This is a genomic window from Paenibacillus riograndensis SBR5, from assembly GCF_000981585.1.
Classification (GTDB): Bacteria; Bacillota; Bacilli; order Paenibacillales; family Paenibacillaceae; genus Paenibacillus_AQ; species Paenibacillus_AQ riograndensis.
Window position 1 is genome coordinate 2141891 of sequence record NZ_LN831776.1, and the last position, 17569, is coordinate 2159459.

Here is a 17569-nt window from a genome sequence, read left to right on the forward strand (position 1 = left end):
TTTTACTCAAAAGCGGAAGCTTTTTCATAGATTAGATCCAAAAAAATATATTCTCTCATCGGGTTGTGTCCATCACCGGGAGCAGGAACACAAAAAAATGTCACGCAACAGACGGCTCAAGTGTTATACCTGTATTGACAGCAGAAAGGAGACAGTTGTGGATTCTATAGAAGAGAAGATAAAGCGGATACAAGCGGGAGAGGTCTATCTTTTTTCAGATGTTATCAGACTCTACCAGCAACGGATTTATGTCTACTGCTTTCGCTTGCTGAACAGCAGGGAGGAGGCGGAGGATGCGGTTCAGGACATATTTATTAAGGCCTATCAGAACATCTGGGACTTCAAACTGCAGGCTAATTTTACCTCGTGGCTCTATAGGGTGTCCTATCATCATTGCTTAAACCAACTGCGGCGGCAAAAGTTCCAGAATCAGCTGCGAAGGCTGCTCAGGCAGGATGTAACGGCTAAGAGCGCTGAACAAGTGGTAGAAAACCGGCTGTTCAGCGAATCTGTCGCCGCAGCCCTGCAGAAGCTTAGCATCGAGGAACGGAATCTGGTGATTTTGCGCATTTTTGAAGATAAATCATTTGCGGAGATTGCTGAAATTCTGGGTAAAAGCACGGTTACAGTAAGGAAACGCTACGAGCGGACAAGGAGCAAGCTGAGGGAATCCATTGTGAGGAGGGAGAAGCAGTTATGTGCAAGGACGAATTGACTTCCGAAGAGTTGTTTCTGAAGGAGGGGGATCATTCTGATCAGCTTCCGCTGGTTGATGTTCATGATTCTGTAATGGAAGCCATCGGGCTTGGTAATAACCGCCTTATGATGGAGCATGCCTCTCAGCTGCAGGCGGGGAACACCTCCGATATTATGCAGAGTATGGAGCCGGTAGTCGAGGCAGAGCGGTACCGCAAACGAACGTTGAGGCGGCAAGCGGGGAGATGGGCAGCGGCGCTGGTCCTGATTGCCTCGCTCGGAGGCGGCTACTTCTTATTTGTCGAAGGCCCTGGGCAAGCCGCCAAATTCCAGTTTGAAGTGCTGCCCTACCAGCCGCTTGTGGTAACGGAGGAAGGGGGGAAGGTGGTAAGATCCAACAGGCCAGTATCCCCTTCAGAGGAAAAAGTTCCTCAGATTCAGGAAAGCAAAGAAGAAAAACTTTTTAGGGCAAAATATTCAGAGGCATACAAGGCTGTAGAAAAATTGCTGCTGCCCGGGGAGTTCGCTTCATATGTGCTCAGACAGGAAAAGGCTGGGGGTGAGCCTCCCATGATTGGCGTTGTTAACCGCATGATGTTATTTAAGGACTATTCCAGCTATGTTGCCAAGGCAAAGAAGTACACAGCACCGGATTTGAAACAGCCGGAGTATATGCCGGAAGGGTACGTTTTTGACCAGGCGGTGATTCAACCTTATTTTGAGATCAAAGAAAAGGAATTGCTGGCCCTGACCGGTGGAATCAAGCTGGAAGGCGGCTTCCGGGTCCCCTGGAGAAAAGAGCCTCTGGATAGCATTAATTTTGATAATTCCGGGTTGAGTTACAAAAAGGGGCAGACTAAGGTGGATATTTCGGTCAAACGCCTCAAGGAAAAGACCGGAATTATAGAAAGCTTGTTGTGGACCAAAAATACAAGCATGGAGAACATTCTGGTCAACGGAACCCAGCTGATCTTTATGGATCACTCTAAAAACGGGGAAGTAAAATTGGGTTATAAATACAAACTTGTCTGGGCGGACCCGGAAAACAATATGTTATACAATTTGACTACCACGCCGGAGTCTTCCTTGACTAAAGAGGAGGTTATCCATATTGCTGCCGGTATGATGAACTAAGATGCCGCAGGTGGAAATAAAGACGTCACAAATGCAGCGACATAGGTGTTATATAAGGGACTTACACAACCAGGAAGGTGGTATTTAAAAATATGCATTATAGAAAAACGCTCATTGCTATGGCCAGTACGGCCCTGCTGTTCGGCTTAGGGTACACCCCCGCAGGTGAGGCTGCCGCTGATAATTCCAGTGCTCCGTCTGCGGCAAGACCCGCCATTAAGGCGGGATTCAAAACGATAGCCCTGACCGGCGAAGCCTCTGCGAAAGCGAAAACGGAGCAAGAGATGAAGAAATTTAAGAATCTCAAAGATATGGAAAAGAAAGCATTAAGTGAAACGCTTAAGCCCGGAGAAATCAGATATGTGTACATCAATGACAAGGAATATCAAGCCAGTTCTGCCGGATCATCCACTTCGAGTGCAAAGTATTCAATTAGGTATAATACGTACAATGAATACGCAGAGAAGTATGCTGCGGGCAACACCGCCATACCTTTGCGGCTCCAGCAGCAGCCGGAAGGCTACAACTTGTGGGTCGCAGAGATTGCTCCGTATTTATCGCAAAAAGAAGAGGCGAAGATATACAATCAAGTGATCGCAGAGGGGAAGGCATCCGGCAAGAAAATATATGTCAAGAAGCTGCAGGAGAAGCGTACCACTGTAAACTTAATCTATAATATGCCCTCAGAGAAGAACGGCAAAAGAGGAGTTCTCGGCATCGTTGCCGAACCTGCAGGGCCCAATGACAAGACGGTTGAATCCGAGCCGGCAACGGCGCAGTCGGAGAAGCTGGACGTGGGCGGTCAAGAGGTGATGTACACAGCTATAGATAAAATGGAATACAAGTCGGTGGCATGGATGAATCCGCAGACCCGTGTCAATTACATTATCCGGGAAACCCGCGGGCATCTGACCAAGGAGGCTTTGCTTGCTTTGGCAGGGCAGATTATTGAAGCCTCGGCCTAGGAACGGAAGAAGAACGGTTTGTTGAACACATAACAGCCTGCACAGGATTTAGGGTGGAGCAGATATATTCAAAAAAGAGAGCCTGCCATGCGCAGGCTCTTTGTTGTGGTCTCTCCTTATTTCAGGGAAGCGGGCAGTTTGATCCCATGCAGCTTGCCGCCGGATTGAACCAACAGCATGCCGCCAGTCTTCAGCAGCGGAGCAAATTCAGGTGATCCGGTGCGAACGGTAAATACGGGTTTGGAGCTTATGAGGTCATAGGCATGCAGCAGTCCGTCGGACTGTCCGACATAGACCCCTTTGCCGAATATTGCGGCTTGTACCGTATTATTCTCTCCCTGATCGAAGCGTGTATATTGTCCGTTAGCCAGCTTCATGGCAATCAGGCCATGGCTGTGCTCATCGGTGAAATAGATCCGGTCCTGATGCACAAGGTTCAGCGGATTCCGCTGATCATAGCTTTCCTGTGCCCATTTCTTCACCGGCTCTGCGCCGGACACATAGTTCCAGAAATCGTATAGAACCAGGCGCTGGCCTTGGTGAATGTACAAATCGTTCCCGTTAAGGAAGGCAGAGCTATAGGAGCCGCCCCCGTGATACACTCCGTCCGTTGCGGCTTTGTCCGTCCAGCTGTAAGTGCGTTCTCCCTTGAGTGCTCCGGTACGGAGATTGAAGGCGGCGATTTGGATTTTGCGGTTCACCGGATCATCATCCAGCATGAATAATTCACGCTCTGAATAGAGAACGCCATCCTTGATGGCCAGCGGAGCCTGCTGTCTGGAAGCCTCCCACAGCTTGGTGCCGGTCGTTTTATCGTAGACGGCTACCAGGGACACGGTTATTGCGCCGGATACGGCATAATTTCTAACGACAACCCCCTCCGCCTCAAGCGCTTTTGATCCATAATAGTAATTGTTCGGATCTTCGGCAATCCGCCATTTGACCTTGCCGGTTGCTGCGTCTACTGCAGCCATTTTTTGTCCTTGGGTCACATACACCGTTCCCCCGGTTACCGTAATGCTGTCCGCAGTTCCGTAGCCTAGTGCAGCAGACCAAACTTTGCTTCCGTTGTCCTCTTTGACCTTGTAGAGCGCACCCGCAGTGGTCATTCCGTAAATGGCGCCGTTGTTGTACACCATCCGCTGAGCCAGCTGGCTGCCGTATTCCCACAGCTTGGCGCCGCTTGCAGCATTCAGTGCGGCCAGCTTGCCGTTTGGCTGCAACATAAATACCTTGCCGTTCTCTGCGACAGCTGTCACCGGCTCCAGGTTATTTACCACCTTGGGCTTAGCAACCGGCAGGGACCAGGCAGGTTGTACTACCGTTGCCTCCACCTGCTGATAATACGGATTTCTTATGCTTACTGCTGCTTCTTCTGCCTGGGCTGTCCCTCCGCCTACTCCGAGCGGCAGCATCAGTGCAGCACAGATGGCACCGCTGAGAGTTTTGAGAATTTGTCCCTTTCCCATTGCGAATCCTCCTTCTCTAAGTTGTAACCAGAGCGCTTAATCTGGAACCTCTACTATATAGACTCATTGTTTGTAAAAAAGTTACATCTGGCCTGCTAAGGATTTAGGAAATGGCAGCCTGCCGTCGGGTTTGCCCGGAAACAACGGCAGAAGTGCCGCTGTTGGAGCGTCGCCGACTGTGCTGTAAGCCAAACGGGAAGCAAGACGGCCTCGGTTATGGGTTACGGTGACGGACCGGGCAAGCTCACGCTTACCACCAATCAGATGCCTACCACCAATTGCTGCTTACCGGCATGCTATGCTTACCGCCAATCTGATACGGCGTCCCTTCGATTACGTCTGCTGCATCGGCCCTTTGGATACTGTTATGGCTGAAAAAAATGGCCGCCTGCCCCACATTATTTGTGGAAGCAGGGGGCCATTATCGGGTTGTGTTAACCGGGAGGGCGAACATTCATAATAGGGGGCAGTCCCTTGCGGACATGCCCTCTGCCGCTGAATGCACGAAGCGCCGGATCAGCGCCGCGCGGCTCTCAGACGGTAGGTGCAGCTGGCGAAATCTCCGTGCAGATCGGAAACGACAAGTCCGATACGCATCAGGCGGTCGCCGCCGTGAAGCGTGCCGCCGAATCCTTCTTGAAAGGCGGAGCCGGAGGCTCCCGCCGATGCTGAACCTTCCGCTCCGCTGTGATCCGCCGCGCCATCATCAGATGCGGCGCCTGTCTCAATCACGTAATCCAGCTCAGGGTCCAGTCCTTTAAGCGGAAGACGCGATATTGGCGCGTTAGGTTTTGCGAGCACGCGGAAATAAGCTACAAAGGCCTCTGTTTTGTCCTCGCTCACGAACATCCAGGCTGTTTCGCCGCTCCCTTCAAAAGGGCTCAGCAGCCGGTACATATCGCCCTGCTGCACCAGTTCGCGTATTTCCTTGTACTGGGCGATCTGGCGGGCTGCCAGACGCTTTTCTGCCCCGGTGAAGGCGGTAAGGTCCAGCTCGTAGCCAAAATTGCCGCTCATCGCCACATCGCCGCGGATAGCGAGAGAGGTGATCCGTTCCACCTGATGGTTCGGTACCGCTGAGACGTGGGCGCCCATGCTGCTGGCGGGATATACCATACTGGTGCCGTATTGAATCGCCAGCCGTTCAATCGCATCGGTGTTGTCGCTGGTCCAGGTCTGAGGCATATAGAACAGCATTCCCGGGTCAAACCGGCCGCCGCCGCCGGAGCAGCTCTCGAACAGAATGTCCGGAAAACGTGAGGTCAAGCGCTCCATCAAATCATACAGGCCCAGCATATAGCGGTGGGCGGTTTCTTTTTGCCGCTCCGGGCTGGCAGAGGCGGAGGCAATCTCCGTCATATTGCGGTTCATGTCCCATTTGACATAGGTAATCGGCGCACTGGCAAAAACAGCGCTCAATGTCTCATACAGATAATCGCAGACTTCGGGACGGGAGAGATCCAGAATGAGCTGGTTGCGCGCTTCCGTACGGCGGCGTCCCGCAGCGTGCAGGCACCAGTCAGGTTGCTTACGGTACAATTCGCTCTCGGGTGACACCATCTCCGGTTCAACCCACAGTCCGAATTGAAGGCCTTCGGCGTTTACCCGGCCGGCGAGGTCAGCCAGTCCGCCGGGCAGCTTGCGCCGGTCTTCAAACCAGTCGCCCAGCGAGCTGTTGTCGCTGTCGCGTTTGCCGAACCAGCCGTCATCGAGCACGAAGAGTTCGATGCCCAGCGGCCCCGCTTCCTTGGCAATGGCTGCGATTTTGTCGGCATCAAAATCGAAATAAGTCGCTTCCCAGTTGTTGACGAGGATCGGACGGGTCTTGTCGCGGTGAACGCCGCGGCACAGCCGGGTCCGGTAAAGCCGGTGATAGGTACGCGACATGCCGCCCAGTCCTTCGCCGGAGTAGACGAGCACAGCCTCAGGAGTCTGGAAGGATTGGCCCGGCTCCAGCAGCCAGGAGAAATCGAACGGGTTAATGCCAATGCTCACGCGGGTCTGGTTAAACTGCTCGACCTCTGCAACTGCCGCAAAGCTGCCGCTGTATACAAGGCTGAAGCCATAGACATCTCCCTGGTCTTCATCCGCGCCGGGGCGGAGAAGCGCGAGAAAGGGATTGGCCTGATGACTGCTTGAGCCCCGGCGGCTCTCCAGCGAAACTGCGGCCCCGGCGCTAAGGCGGCGGCGCTGAACATGGCGCTCTCTCGCCCAGGCCCCGCTCAGGTGAAGCGTATCGTAGGCCGAATCGGCAAAATCAACCGAGGCGCTAAGTGCCTGCTCAAGCCGGAGCGGCGCCTGCCCGTTATGCTCAAACCGGACCGAGCGGGCGATGGCGCTGTGGTCAGCGAAGACTGTATACAGCAGCTTGACGGTCAGGCCGGTATAGTCGTCATTAAGGGTAAGCTCCAGCGTCTTGGCTTCGTGATCCGCTTCTGTATAGAGTGCAGGCAGTCCTTCAAGTGCAGGTTTTCCGGAAGTTATTCTGTAGCCCGCGTATTTAAGTTCGGTGGTCCGGGTGCCGTCAGCCAGCAGAACCTGATAGGCCGGCCGTCTGAAATCGCTTGTCCCGTACTGAGGGTACTCCTGAGGCAGAGCATCCAGAGAAAGGGAAGGGTTCGTCAGCAGCGGGATTGGAGAGAAAGAGGACCGTTCGCGAAGCTCCAGCACGCCAGCCAGGCTGTTGTCGTGCCGGAGGCGTGCGCCCCAGTATACATGGGAAGGGTAGCCTTCAACCAGCTGTATGATATAGCTGGTATCTTTGGATTGAAGATGAAACAGGCCTAGCGTTTCGTCTGCGTAAATATTCATGCGTATTACTCTCCTTGTGAATGTGATCCGGTCTCTTGGCGGGGACCGCCCTTGCTTTGGTCATGGGTGAGGTGTGCATCGCGGCGGCGGCTTAATCAGGTGTTCCGCCGCAGCTCTCCCTGACGATCAGCTTCGTCCCGGTGATCGTATGTGAAGGCGCTTCACGTCCTTCGAACCGCTCGACGAGCAGCTGGACCGCCGCCTTGCCCATCTGCTCGGGATAGGCGCGTACGGTTGTCAGCGGCGGTTGGACGTAGGCGGCCATCTCGATATCGTCGAAGCCGACGATGGCCATCTCCTCCGGCACCCGTACGCCTTGGCCGTGCAGGGCCCGCAGGGCGCCGACCGCCAGCGGGTCGCTGGCCGCGAAGCAGGCTGTCGGCCGTTTCGCACCGGCCAGCAGCTCGTTCATCATCCGGTAGCCGTCGGCGCTGCTCCAGCCTCCCGTCCGCACCAGCCGGTCGTCGAACCAGCCCCGCTCCAGCATGATCCGCTCAAAATGATGCGCCCGCCGCTCCCCGTCCCCTCCGCCGCCGATAAATGCGATATCGCGGTGGCCCAAAGCCATCAGGTGGCCAAGCGCCTGTTCAACGGCCTGGCGGAAATGCGTCCGCACAGAGTCATAATCCGTCTGCTCCCCATATTGGTCGACAAGCACAATCGTGCTGGGGTCAGCATGCAGGCTCTCCAGCTCCCGGGGATCAAAACCGCCTACAACAATAAGGCCGTCGCAGGCCCGAAGGGCAGGCAGCTGTCCATGCCCGCGCAGGGTTTGGCCGAGTACAATGCCCAGCTCCTCCGCGCGGAGCTCAATCCCCCGGCGAATAGAGCCGTAATACGGGTCATCCCGTTCCTCCTCGACCGAACACCTGAGCAGGAGCGAGACGGTTTTGCCGCTGCGCTCGGTATCCCGTTTCAGCTGCTTTAACCGGGCGGGCTTGTAGCCCAGCTGCTCGGCGACGGCAAACACACGGGTCCGCGTAACCTCGCTGACGGCGAGGGAAAGGTCGTTATTTAACACTCTCGATACCGTCGCGGCCGATACGCCGGCCTCGCGGGCGATGTCTTTAATCGTTGGCAAGCCGCTCACGCCTTTTTTAGTTAATAAATTTACTAAATATCGCTTCTATCCTACCATCCCCATTCCGTACTTTCAAGTGGTTATATTTCTGGAATGCACTCCCAAATATCGTCAACCCCGGCGGCTTCTAAACCCCGGGCAATTGTGATACCATGTTGAATATTCATTGGAGGGCGGAGGGGACAGGCTTGAAATTTACAGCACTCATCCGGAGATGGTTTGGCCGGCTCCGGTTCAAAAGCAAGGTCATTGCGATATTTCTTCCCCTGCTTATTCTTTCTCTGCTTATTCTGGGTGCCCTGTCCAGCCACTTGTTCAGCCGCTCCCTGATTGAGCGGACTACACGCAACGTAGCCGACGAATCCCAGCTGATCCTCTCCCGTACCGATTATATCCTCCGCAGCGCAGAGACTGCGGCGAATATTATGGTTACCAACATCAACCGTCTTTACGAATCATATCCGGCCGTTCAGGCGGTTCCGCTGGAGCAGTTCCGCTTTGCCAACTTGATGCAGAGCCGCTTGTCGATCGACCTGTCGATCTTCCGGGAGGTGGATGCCGCTGTGTTCGTCGGCAAAGACGGAACCGTCTATACCTCCTATACATCCGGCGGGGAGGAAGAGGCCAAGGGCATTGCCGCAAGCGGTATGCTGAACACGGTGAGAGAGGCCGGGAGCTACGGATACTCGCATTGGTTCGGCATGGAGAAGCGGAGTTATCTGACCTCCAATCCGGATTCTCCTGTGCTTACACTGGGGAAGATGGTCATCAATATCGATACCGGCGAGCCTTTAGGCACCCTGTTTCTGATTGTCCGGGAAGAACAGCTGTCAGCGTTTCTGCAGTCCAGCGATCCGGCAGCCTCCAAGGCCTATTATTTCGTGGATGAACATAGGCGCGTTGTGGCTGCGGCGGATAAGAGCAGCTTGCTTCAGCCGCTGGAGCCATCGATGGCAGCCAGAATCGGGGATCGTGAGAGAGCGGACAGAGCCGCCAGCTTCTCTTACAAGGACGACGGTAATCTGGTCACGGTCAGCCGTTTCGGACGGATGGACTGGGAGCTGATCAACGTGGTTTCGCTTAAGCTGCTCACAGCCGATGTGCAGCAGAATGTGCGGCTGACGGCGCTGGTAGGCGCTTTGTGCCTGATCTTTTCCCTGTTCGGGGCCAGCTTCCTGTCCCGGATGGTTGCCAGTCCGCTGGAGAGGCTGACCCGAGCGATGCGGCAGGTGGTCAGCGGTGATCTCCGCCCGGTCGCGGCTGCGAGAACGGAAGATGAGATCGGAACGATTGCAGAGGCGTTCAATTTCATGGTCGGCCGCGTGCGGGAGCTGCTGAAAAAGGTGACCGAGGAGCAGAAACGCAAGCGGGAGTATGAGCTCGCCCTGATCAGCGCGCAGATCAAGCCGCATTTTTTATATAACACGCTTGACACCATATATGTCCTGAACGAGCTCGACCGCAATGAAGAGGCCCGGGATACGACCAAAGCGCTGGCGGATTTTTACCGGATGGTGCTTAACAAGGGAAGGGAGCTCATCATTCTGGAGAAGGAAGCACGGATTACGGACGATTACCTGGCCATTATGCAGATCCGGTACCCGGATGTGTTCCGCTATGAGATTGACATCCCGGCTGAGCTGTCTGGCACGCCGATTCCGAAGCTGTCGCTGCAGCCGCTTGTCGAGAATGCTATTTATCACGGGTTGAAGAAAAAAGGGAGCAAGGGCTTCATCCGCATCCAGGCCTGCAGTACCGGCGGCAAGGTGCTTGTCCAAGTGACGGACAATGGCATTGGCATGGATGAGGAGCGGATAGAGGCCATCATGTCCGGTTATTCACCGGAGGAGGAGACCCGTTCAATCGGTACCTACAGTGTCCAGCAGCGGCTGAACTTGTACTTCGGGGAACCATATGGTTTGACTGTCCGCAGCGTTGTTGATGAAGGGACCGTGGTGGAGCTGTCATTGCCTATGCTTGGAACTGAAAAGAGGGATGAACAGGATGTACAAGGTGATGATCGTTGATGACGAGCCGCTGTTCCGCGACTATCTCCGGCTTAAGATGGACTGGCAGCGGCACGGCTTCCGGGTATGCTGCGAAGCGCGTAACGGCCGGGAGGCATTGCTTGAGGCGGAGAAGCATCAGCCCCATCTGGCGCTGGTTGATATTAACATGCCGTTTATGGACGGCATTGAGCTGGCGGTCAAGCTGAAGGAACGGTTTGAACGCGTCGTGATTGTGTTCATTTCGGGACACAACGAATTTGAGTATTTGCAAAAAGCCGTGCGGACAGGCGTACAGGATTATCTGCTCAAGCCGTTTAACGAAGAGGAGATGTCCGCTATGCTGGCCCGTATCCGGCCGAAATTGCCGCAGCTGCCCCGTGAGCGGGAGGCTGAGCAGGAAGGGGCTGAAGGGAACGGGCCGGGGGCAAGCCCCGCCGGACAAGAGGCGCCGGATCTCAGCAGCATCCGCGACGTCATTGTGCTTGGCCTCCGCATGAAAGATGCGGATATTCTGGACGAAGTCCGCAAGGCGATCCGCCAGCTCCGCGGCTGCAAGTGGGGGAGCGAATATGCGGATGCAATGATGATGGGGCTTGTCTCGCTGGTGTTAACCTTTGCGGGTGAACGGGGCTTCTCCTACAGCCGGGTGTGGGACAGCGAAGGCGACAAGTCACCTTTCGAGAGGCTAAAGGCATGCGGGTCCTGGGAGGGGGCTGAAGAGTGGCTGACCGCCTTGTACCGCAGGGTGATACAACTGACAGAAGATGTGAAGCCCACGAAGGCCTCGAATCTGTTTGCTGCGGCTATCCAATATATTGAGCAGCATTATGCGGACGCAGAGCTATCAGCCGAACAGGTGGCAGGCGGCGTATATGTCGATCCCAGCTATTTGCGCCGTGTTTTCCGCAAGGAGTCCGGGTATTCGATTGTCGACCATATTACGCATATCCGCATGAAAAAAGCCAGAGTGTTGCTGCTCGAAGGCAACCGCAAACTGGCCGATATTTCGGAGAGTGTCGGATATGCGGACCCGAATTATTTCAGCAAAAGCTTCAAGAAGCGCTTCGGCGTGACTCCGACAGAATACGAGCAGCTGGTCAGGAAGTAACCCTGCTTCAGATGTTCCCATGTAAAATGCTGGCGGTTCCCGGTGGGGACCGCTTTATTTAAATATAAGCATTTGTATGCTTCTCGCTATAAATGATCCTTCTATTTCCCGCTGAAACGGGTACCTTTGTTTACTTCCACATGTGGATAAAAATAGGCTTAAAGTTGTAGAATAAATACTTTGGACGCCGAAGGCCGGTTAGCCCGGAAACAACGGTAGAAATACCGTTGTTGGAGCGGCGAAGGCCGGTTTACCCGGAAACAACGGCAGAAATACCGTTGTTGGGGCGTCGAAGACCGGTTAGCCCAGAAACAACGGCAGAAATGCCGTTGTTGGAGCGCCGAAGGCAGAGTTCTGAGGGATTAGCCGGTCTAAATATCCTAATTCCAATTAGCAAGTACTTACCGGTTTCTTCGCAGGTGCTAGTTGGAAAAAGGGAACTTATTTTTCCGGAAATTAAGAGATCCTGAGCTTTAAGTGGAAAAAGTAAATCTAATTGGGCTACATTTCTTGTCCAATGGCGAAATGGGCTGAATTAGTGTCCCTTTTTCCACTTCATCTGCCCGAGGGTAGGGTACTTCGGCAAATTAATGTCCCTTTTTCCACTTAAAGAGTTGCCGTAGGATTCATGGAGAGTCGTTCTCCAGGTAACGTTAGAACCAAGACGGCTGCACTGTCCCGTGGAGGACGGCACAGCCGTTTTTGCTCTAAGATAATTTATATGTTGTGGGGGAAGCGACATCCCTCTTATTTTGCCAAAAATCTCGCTTTTTCAGCAGTTACGGATTCAGGAGCCGTTATATCGTTCGATGGAGCCTGGACTAAAGGGGAAAGGGACAAAGAAAGGCATCTCAGTCCGTCCTGTGGAATAGACGCATCTTCTATCCATAACGGCTCTCCTGTCCGTAACGGCTGCGGATCGAACGTAAAGGAAGTCAACGATCCGTCTTCAACATGACCCCGTTGATTTTGGAGTGGTTGGAAATCCCTGCGGCTGTAAGCCCCATGCTGCTATTCACCCGCCAAGGTGATTTTGTTCAAATATAGAAATTTATATGCTTCACGTTATAAATGATCCTTCTATTTTCCGCTGAAACAGGTACCGCCCTTATAAGGACGGCCTAGCTGTTTCTACTTGTTTTGTCCCGTTTTTTACGGGTAAGACCCGTTTTATCCCTTAATGTTCTGGCTGGCCGGAGGCTATAATGTGAATGTGGCCGGCAGGTCACAGACTTACGGCACACACTCGCATGAGGGGTAGCTGCACAAATGAGGGGGATATACACAATGAAAATTGAGCACAAACGTTTAAGCGCACTAATGATAGCGTTTTCCATGGTGCTGGCGCTGTCTGCCTGCGGCGGCGGCAACGGCAACACAGCCTCTGACCAAAATCAGGACCCGGCTGCGGCGGCTGACAGCGGCAAGGTCAAGCTGAAGGTATACGCCCAGCACTTTGATGAAGATACGAAAGGCCCTTTCGACTATGCAGTGGAAGAACTGAAGAAGGAAATGCCGGACGTCGAGATCGAGCTGGATTCCGCGGTGCAGGATGGTAATCAAAAACTCAAGACTTATGCTGCCACTGGGAATATGCCTGATGTTTATTTCACCGACTGGCCGACCCTGCAGACCTTTGCCAAATCAAAAAATGTAGAGCTGCTGGACGATTATGAATCAACCGCACAGTATAAGCAAAATCTTAATCCGGGCGTGGAATCCCGCCTGATTGCCCCGGATGGACATGTGTACGCTTATCCCGATACCGGCATTGAGTTTCAGCTGATTTATTATAACAAGTCGATCTTCGACAAGGTTGGCATTGCAGTGCCGATCAAAACCATTGACGGGCTGGCTGAAGCGGCCAAAAAATTGAAAGCGGCGGGCTACATCCCGATGTCCATCTTCGGGAAGGAAAAATGGATTTCAGCCGCATTCTATAACGGTCTCGTCACTAGGGAACAGGCTGCTGGCTTTGGCGCATTGGAGGCACAGGGGGTAACGGAGCTGCCGCAGGCTTTTGTCACGGCCGCAGAGCAAATGAAGCAGCTTCAGGAAGCCGGACTGTTTGACGCCAACGCGACGAACACGAACTATGACCAGGCGTCCTCGCAGTTTTATCAGGGCAAGTCCGCGATGTTCGTCAACGGCCAATGGGAAATCTACAGCTCGGAAGAAAAACTTGGCGACCAGGTTGACTGGATGTACTGGCCGGCCAAAGATGAAGCGACCTATGAACAAAGCAAATATAATATCGACGGTGCGGGATCTCCGCAGGGCTACGCCGTTTCGCCCGGCAGCAAGAATAAGGAGACTGCGGTGAAGGTGGCAGCGTTCCTTGCCGCGAAATCAGCTGAATATAAATATTCGAAGCTGGGCAGCCCGATTATTTCGCCGAAGACGGACAAGCCGATTGCGGCAGACGTGCCGGTTATGATGCAGCGGATCGCCACGGAGCTGCTGCCGAACGCCAAAGAATACGCAAAGCTGCTAAGCAATACGCAAATTCAGAATGCCATCAACGACAACACACAGAACCTGCTGGTGGACGGTTTTGCAACCGAGAACTTTATCACGAACCTGAACCGTGCGCTGGGCAAGGAAAACCAGTAGACCGGAATCTGCCGGACCCCTGCGGCCTTCGCCCAGGGGTTCAGCTTTAACGGAACAAGGAGGGAAAGAACCGCATGAATAAATACCTGGGAAATAAATCGGCGCTGGCGCTGTTTCTGCTCCCTGCCCTGTTGTTATATAGCGTGATCCTTATTTATCCTGTGCTGCAGACCGTTGTCCGAAGTTTTTACGATTGGGACGGGCTGAGCACGGCAGCCTTCTCGGGAATTGCCAATTACCGCGAGCTGTTTAACGATCCTTTGCTCTCAACTTCCCTGAAAAACGGGCTGATCTTTGCCCTGGTGCTGGCTGGATTCCAGATTGGACTTGGTACGGTACTGGCGCTCGTATGCGCCAATCCGCGGACCCGCGGACGCAAGCTGCTGAAGACTGCTTATTTCATCCCCGTGGTGCTGTCGGTAACGGTTGTCTGCCAATTGTGGATCGCCATGTACGACCCGACCAACGGTCTTGTGAATAAGCTTTTCGAGCTGCTGAATATTCCCTACCGGCAGAATTGGCTGAGCTCACCGACTCAGTCGATCATTGCCATCGCTTTTGTAAACGCCTGGCAGTTTATGGGCTATCAGTTCTCCCTGCTGTATGCCGGCGTCAAGGCTGTTCCGGAGGATTACTTCGAGGCCGCGACCATCGATGGCTGCGGAAAGTGGCGGGCGCATTGGCATGTTACGCTGCCGCTGATGCGGGAAACGTATAAATTCTGCTTCACCATCGCGATCACCTCCGGGATCGGCGCGTTCGTACAGATGCTGATCATGACCAATGGAGGCCCGGGCACCACCAACTACACGATGACCTTCATGATTTACCGGTATGCCTTTATGGAGAGTAACTACGGATACGCATGCGCCGTATCGGTATTGCTGGTGCTGATCTCGCTCATTGCGACGGTTGTAATCAACAAGGTGTTCGACCGTGGACAGAATGCATAATGGAAAGGAGAACCATAAACCATATGAGCCCAAAAACATTCCGGTCCATCGGGCAGTTCCTGTTGCAAATTCCGTTGTGGCTGTATTTTGCCGTATCCATCTATCCGCTGTTCTGGATGATTTCATATTCCCTGAAGAACAATGACGAAATTTTCGTTACCAATCCGTTTGGCCTGCCGACTCATTTTCGTTTCGAGAACTATATCAATGCCTGGACGCAGTTCAATATTCCACGTTACTTTTGGAACAGCTTTGTCGTTTCCATCATATCCACAGTCTTCATTCTGCTTCTGGCGCTTATGTTCGCCTTTGCCGTGGCCCGGATGCAGTGGAGATTCCGCTCGGCTGTCAGAACTTACATGCTTGTCGGTATGTTCATGCCGCTGCAGGTGATTATGATCCCGCTTGCGCTGCTGGTCCGGGATTTCCATCTCACCAACACCTACGGGGCTCTTATTATTCCCTACATTGCCATCGGCCTGCCGTTCTCAACCATGGTGTTCTACGGCTTCCTGGTCAGCATTCCCCGGGAAATTGAAGAGGCAGCCTGCATCGATGGTGCAAGTATTTACCGGCTGTTTCTCGGGGTCATCCTGCCGCTGGCGCTGCCGGCTATCGCAACGATTGCCATCTTCCAGTTCCTGAACAACTGGAATGAGTTCACTCTGGCGTACATTCTAATCTCGGACGAGAACATGAAGACACTGCCGCTGGGATTGCTTTTCTTCCAGGGCTCGTACAGTACCGACTGGGGAGCAATGGGGGCGGTCATGACTATTGCATCGCTTCCGATGGTACTGGTCTATCTGCTTCTCAGCGATCAGGTGGAGCGGGCCATGACGGTAGGCTCAGCGGTAAAAGGATGACAGCCGTATCAACGATTGAGGAATCTTGAGGTGCAGGCGTTTGGGGTTTAAGCTCAGAACGAATAAAAGTCTGCGGAATTCTGAGTGAGTACCGAGTGAATTTCGAGAAATCCAGAGGGATATGATCCTTTTGGATTTTTTGGTTATTTAGGGAATTATGATTTCCCTTTCTTGTGGAAAGTTGGGGATAAGTAGACGTGAATTCAGCGAATTCACCCAAAAGGGTTGAAATCAGTCGGATTCGATAGCCTTTTTCCAACTAGGGTATGCGAATAAGCAGGTGAGCAGTGCTAGTTGGAAAAAAGGAACTTATTTCACCCCAAAATGGACAACTGTGAGAATTAAGTGGAAAAAGGGAACTTAATTGGGCCATATTACCTCGTCAGTTGCGAAATGAGCCGAATTAGTTACCTTTTTTCCACTTCACCTGCGTAAAACAGGGTCCCCAGCAAAAATTAGTGCCCCTTTTTCCACTTGGAATTGCCGAAGGATTTATAAAGGGTTTTCCGGACAACGCTAAACTGAAATCCAAAACCCAAAAAGTTCAGTTTATATAGCTTGATGGGCTATCTATAGCCCCGAATGATCTTAAGCTTGGTGGAGGTATATAAGGCGAACAGGAGCAGCAGCAGTCCAATGGACCCCATAACAGGGCCGGGACTGAAATGATCCGAGAGATAGGAGACAACGGATAGGCCGATTGATGGAGCCACACTCATAATCGACCCCAGTACCCCAAAGACTCTGCCCTGGATTTCTTCGGAAATTTCCAGCCTGAGGACGATGTTGATAAGGAGTGTGCAGAACGAGAACATGAATCCGATCAGCAGCACCACGGGAATGGCTGCAGCCGCAGAAGTGATGAAGGATAACAGGATATACATCGGGCCCAGACAGAGCAGGCCGGTCATAATGAGTAATCCCCGCCGTCTGATTTTGGAGCCCAGAATCATAATCAGGCCTGAGCCGACCATATAGCCGAGCGGGATACAAGCTTCCATAAGCCCGAACTGAAAGGGACTGGACTTCCAGACGTTGACGGCCATGACCTGGGTCAGCATCATTGAGGGCATGAAGAATAGAGTGAGCGTCGGAAGCATAATGATGACGGCCTTGGCAAAGGGGAATTTCCAGATATAACGTATGCCTTCTCCAAGGTCCTGAATAAATTTCTTTTTCTGTTGGGGCTCTGGATTGGCGCGTGCCGGCATCGGCAGGGAACGGACAGCAAGAACGAGCAGGAAGGAGACCAGAAACGTGGCTCCGTCGAATAAAATGGCATCCGCCGCTCCGAAAGCCGCTACGAAGATTCCGCCTACGGAAAAGCCAACCGTCCGGCAGATGTTCTCCGACAGGTTAAGCATGCCAACGGCTTGCTGGACATGCTCTTTGCCGACAACGGTGACAATGGAGGACTGATAGGCAGGGGACTGGAAAAGGGCTGACACCGTAGTTAGCGCTGTAAGCACAGCTACAATAATGAAGGAAGCCGAAGGAACAGAGAGGACGAGGGCAAGGGTGACTACCAGTGAGCAGCTGACCAGATCTGTAATCAGCATGATCTTTCTGCGGTTGGTCCGGTCCGCGAACGTTCCTCCAATGGACCCGAGCAGCGAGCTGAGCAACAGGTTAATAATCGTCAGTACAGCCACCAGTTTGGCGCTGCCGGTGGTCTGGAGCACCCAGAGACTAAGGGCGATGCTGTGAAAAGTATTGCCGAACAGGGAAATGGAAAAAGAGCAGAGCAGCAGCATGAATTTTTTGTTGGCCCACAGTTTTGGATAGGAGTGTACCGCAGGGGCTGCCTGGCTGGCTATAACGGGTTCTGTCATGTTTATCCTCCTTTCAACTTAAGCGCTTAAGT

Annotated in this window: 12 protein-coding genes; 8 read left to right on the top strand and 4 right to left on the bottom strand. The window is 53.2% G+C overall.

Annotation, left to right across the window (positions count from 1 at the left end; translation table 11 throughout):
• Positions 1–157: 157 nt before the first annotated feature.
• The 3 genes from PRIO_RS08735 (at position 158) to PRIO_RS08745 (ending at position 2795) form a co-directional block, all read left to right on the top strand.
• Positions 158–715 (top strand): RNA polymerase sigma factor, encoded by a 558-nt coding sequence (locus tag PRIO_RS08735; RefSeq protein ID WP_039791309.1) that lies wholly within the window; start codon positions 158–160, stop codon positions 713–715.
• Entirely contained in the window at positions 697–1830 is a 1134-nt protein-coding gene (locus PRIO_RS08740; RefSeq protein WP_020434155.1) for a hypothetical protein, read from the top strand. Before PRIO_RS08735 ends, PRIO_RS08740 begins: the two co-directional genes overlap by 19 nt.
• Positions 1831–1922: 92 nt before the next feature.
• The gene (locus PRIO_RS08745) at positions 1923–2795 is read left to right on the top strand and encodes a hypothetical protein (protein ID WP_020434154.1); all 873 of its coding nucleotides are present in this window, start codon (positions 1923–1925) and stop codon (positions 2793–2795) included.
• Positions 2796–2911: 116 nt separating this feature from the next.
• Here the strand turns inward: PRIO_RS08745 and PRIO_RS08750 are convergent, their stop codons facing one another.
• The 3 genes from PRIO_RS08750 to PRIO_RS08760 form a co-directional block, all read right to left on the bottom strand.
• Positions 2912–4264, bottom strand: coding sequence for an outer membrane protein assembly factor BamB family protein (locus PRIO_RS08750; RefSeq protein ID WP_020434153.1), 1353 nt, complete (start codon positions 4262–4264; stop codon positions 2912–2914).
• Between the two features lie 516 nt (positions 4265–4780).
• Positions 4781–7075, bottom strand: a complete 2295-nt coding sequence (locus PRIO_RS08755; protein ID WP_020434152.1) for an alpha-galactosidase — start codon at positions 7073–7075, stop codon at positions 4781–4783.
• Between the two features lie 91 nt (positions 7076–7166).
• Positions 7167–8156, bottom strand: coding sequence for a LacI family DNA-binding transcriptional regulator (locus tag PRIO_RS08760; protein WP_046501919.1), 990 nt, complete (start codon positions 8154–8156; stop codon positions 7167–7169).
• Positions 8157–8344: 188 nt separating this feature from the next.
• Between PRIO_RS08760 and PRIO_RS08765 the strand changes: the two genes are divergently transcribed.
• The 5 genes from PRIO_RS08765 to PRIO_RS08785 all read left to right on the top strand — a co-directional run bounded on the left by PRIO_RS08765 (position 8345) and on the right by PRIO_RS08785 (position 15705).
• Positions 8345–10183, top strand: coding sequence for a sensor histidine kinase (locus PRIO_RS08765; protein ID WP_020434150.1), 1839 nt, complete (start codon positions 8345–8347; stop codon positions 10181–10183).
• Positions 10161–11273 (top strand): response regulator transcription factor, encoded by a 1113-nt coding sequence (locus PRIO_RS08770; RefSeq protein ID WP_020434149.1) that lies wholly within the window; start codon positions 10161–10163, stop codon positions 11271–11273. The genes PRIO_RS08765 and PRIO_RS08770 overlap by 23 nt, the downstream gene beginning before the upstream one ends.
• Before the next feature lie 1287 nt (positions 11274–12560).
• Positions 12561–13886: an ABC transporter substrate-binding protein gene (locus tag PRIO_RS08775; protein ID WP_046501924.1), complete on the top strand. Its 1326-nt coding sequence runs from the start codon at positions 12561–12563 to the stop codon at positions 13884–13886.
• A 74-nt stretch (positions 13887–13960) separates the two neighbouring features.
• Complete coding sequence (locus PRIO_RS08780; RefSeq protein WP_020428886.1) at positions 13961–14839, top strand: carbohydrate ABC transporter permease; 879 nt, start codon at positions 13961–13963, stop codon at positions 14837–14839.
• 23 nt (positions 14840–14862) lie between these two features.
• Entirely contained in the window at positions 14863–15705 is an 843-nt protein-coding gene (locus PRIO_RS08785; protein ID WP_020428888.1) for a carbohydrate ABC transporter permease, read from the top strand.
• Between the two features lie 566 nt (positions 15706–16271).
• On the opposite strand, the gene PRIO_RS08790 is transcribed toward PRIO_RS08785, so the two are convergent.
• Positions 16272–17537, bottom strand: coding sequence for an MFS transporter (locus PRIO_RS08790; RefSeq protein WP_046501928.1), 1266 nt, complete (start codon positions 17535–17537; stop codon positions 16272–16274).
• Positions 17538–17569: the final 32 nt, after the last annotated feature.

What these genes read in the sequence shown, in the direction of transcription:
- PRIO_RS08745 (WP_020434154.1), top strand. Translation starts at nt 1,923, where the DNA reads ATGCATTATAGAAAAACGCTCATTGCTATGGCCAGTACGGCCCTGCTG.
- PRIO_RS08770 (WP_020434149.1), top strand. Translation starts at nt 10,161, where the DNA reads ATGTACAAGGTGATGATCGTTGATGACGAGCCGCTGTTCCGCGACTAT.
- PRIO_RS08790 (WP_046501928.1), bottom strand. Translation starts at nt 17,537, where the DNA reads ATGACAGAACCCGTTATAGCCAGCCAGGCAGCCCCTGCGGTACACTCC.
- PRIO_RS08750 (WP_020434153.1), bottom strand. Translation starts at nt 4,264, where the DNA reads ATGGGAAAGGGACAAATTCTCAAAACTCTCAGCGGTGCCATCTGTGCT.
- PRIO_RS08775 (WP_046501924.1), top strand. Translation starts at nt 12,561, where the DNA reads ATGAAAATTGAGCACAAACGTTTAAGCGCACTAATGATAGCGTTTTCC.
- PRIO_RS08780 (WP_020428886.1), top strand. Translation starts at nt 13,961, where the DNA reads ATGAATAAATACCTGGGAAATAAATCGGCGCTGGCGCTGTTTCTGCTC.
- PRIO_RS08740 (WP_020434155.1), top strand. Translation starts at nt 697, where the DNA reads ATGTGCAAGGACGAATTGACTTCCGAAGAGTTGTTTCTGAAGGAGGGG.
- PRIO_RS08755 (WP_020434152.1), bottom strand. Translation starts at nt 7,075, where the DNA reads ATGAATATTTACGCAGACGAAACGCTAGGCCTGTTTCATCTTCAATCC.
- PRIO_RS08785 (WP_020428888.1), top strand. Translation starts at nt 14,863, where the DNA reads ATGAGCCCAAAAACATTCCGGTCCATCGGGCAGTTCCTGTTGCAAATT.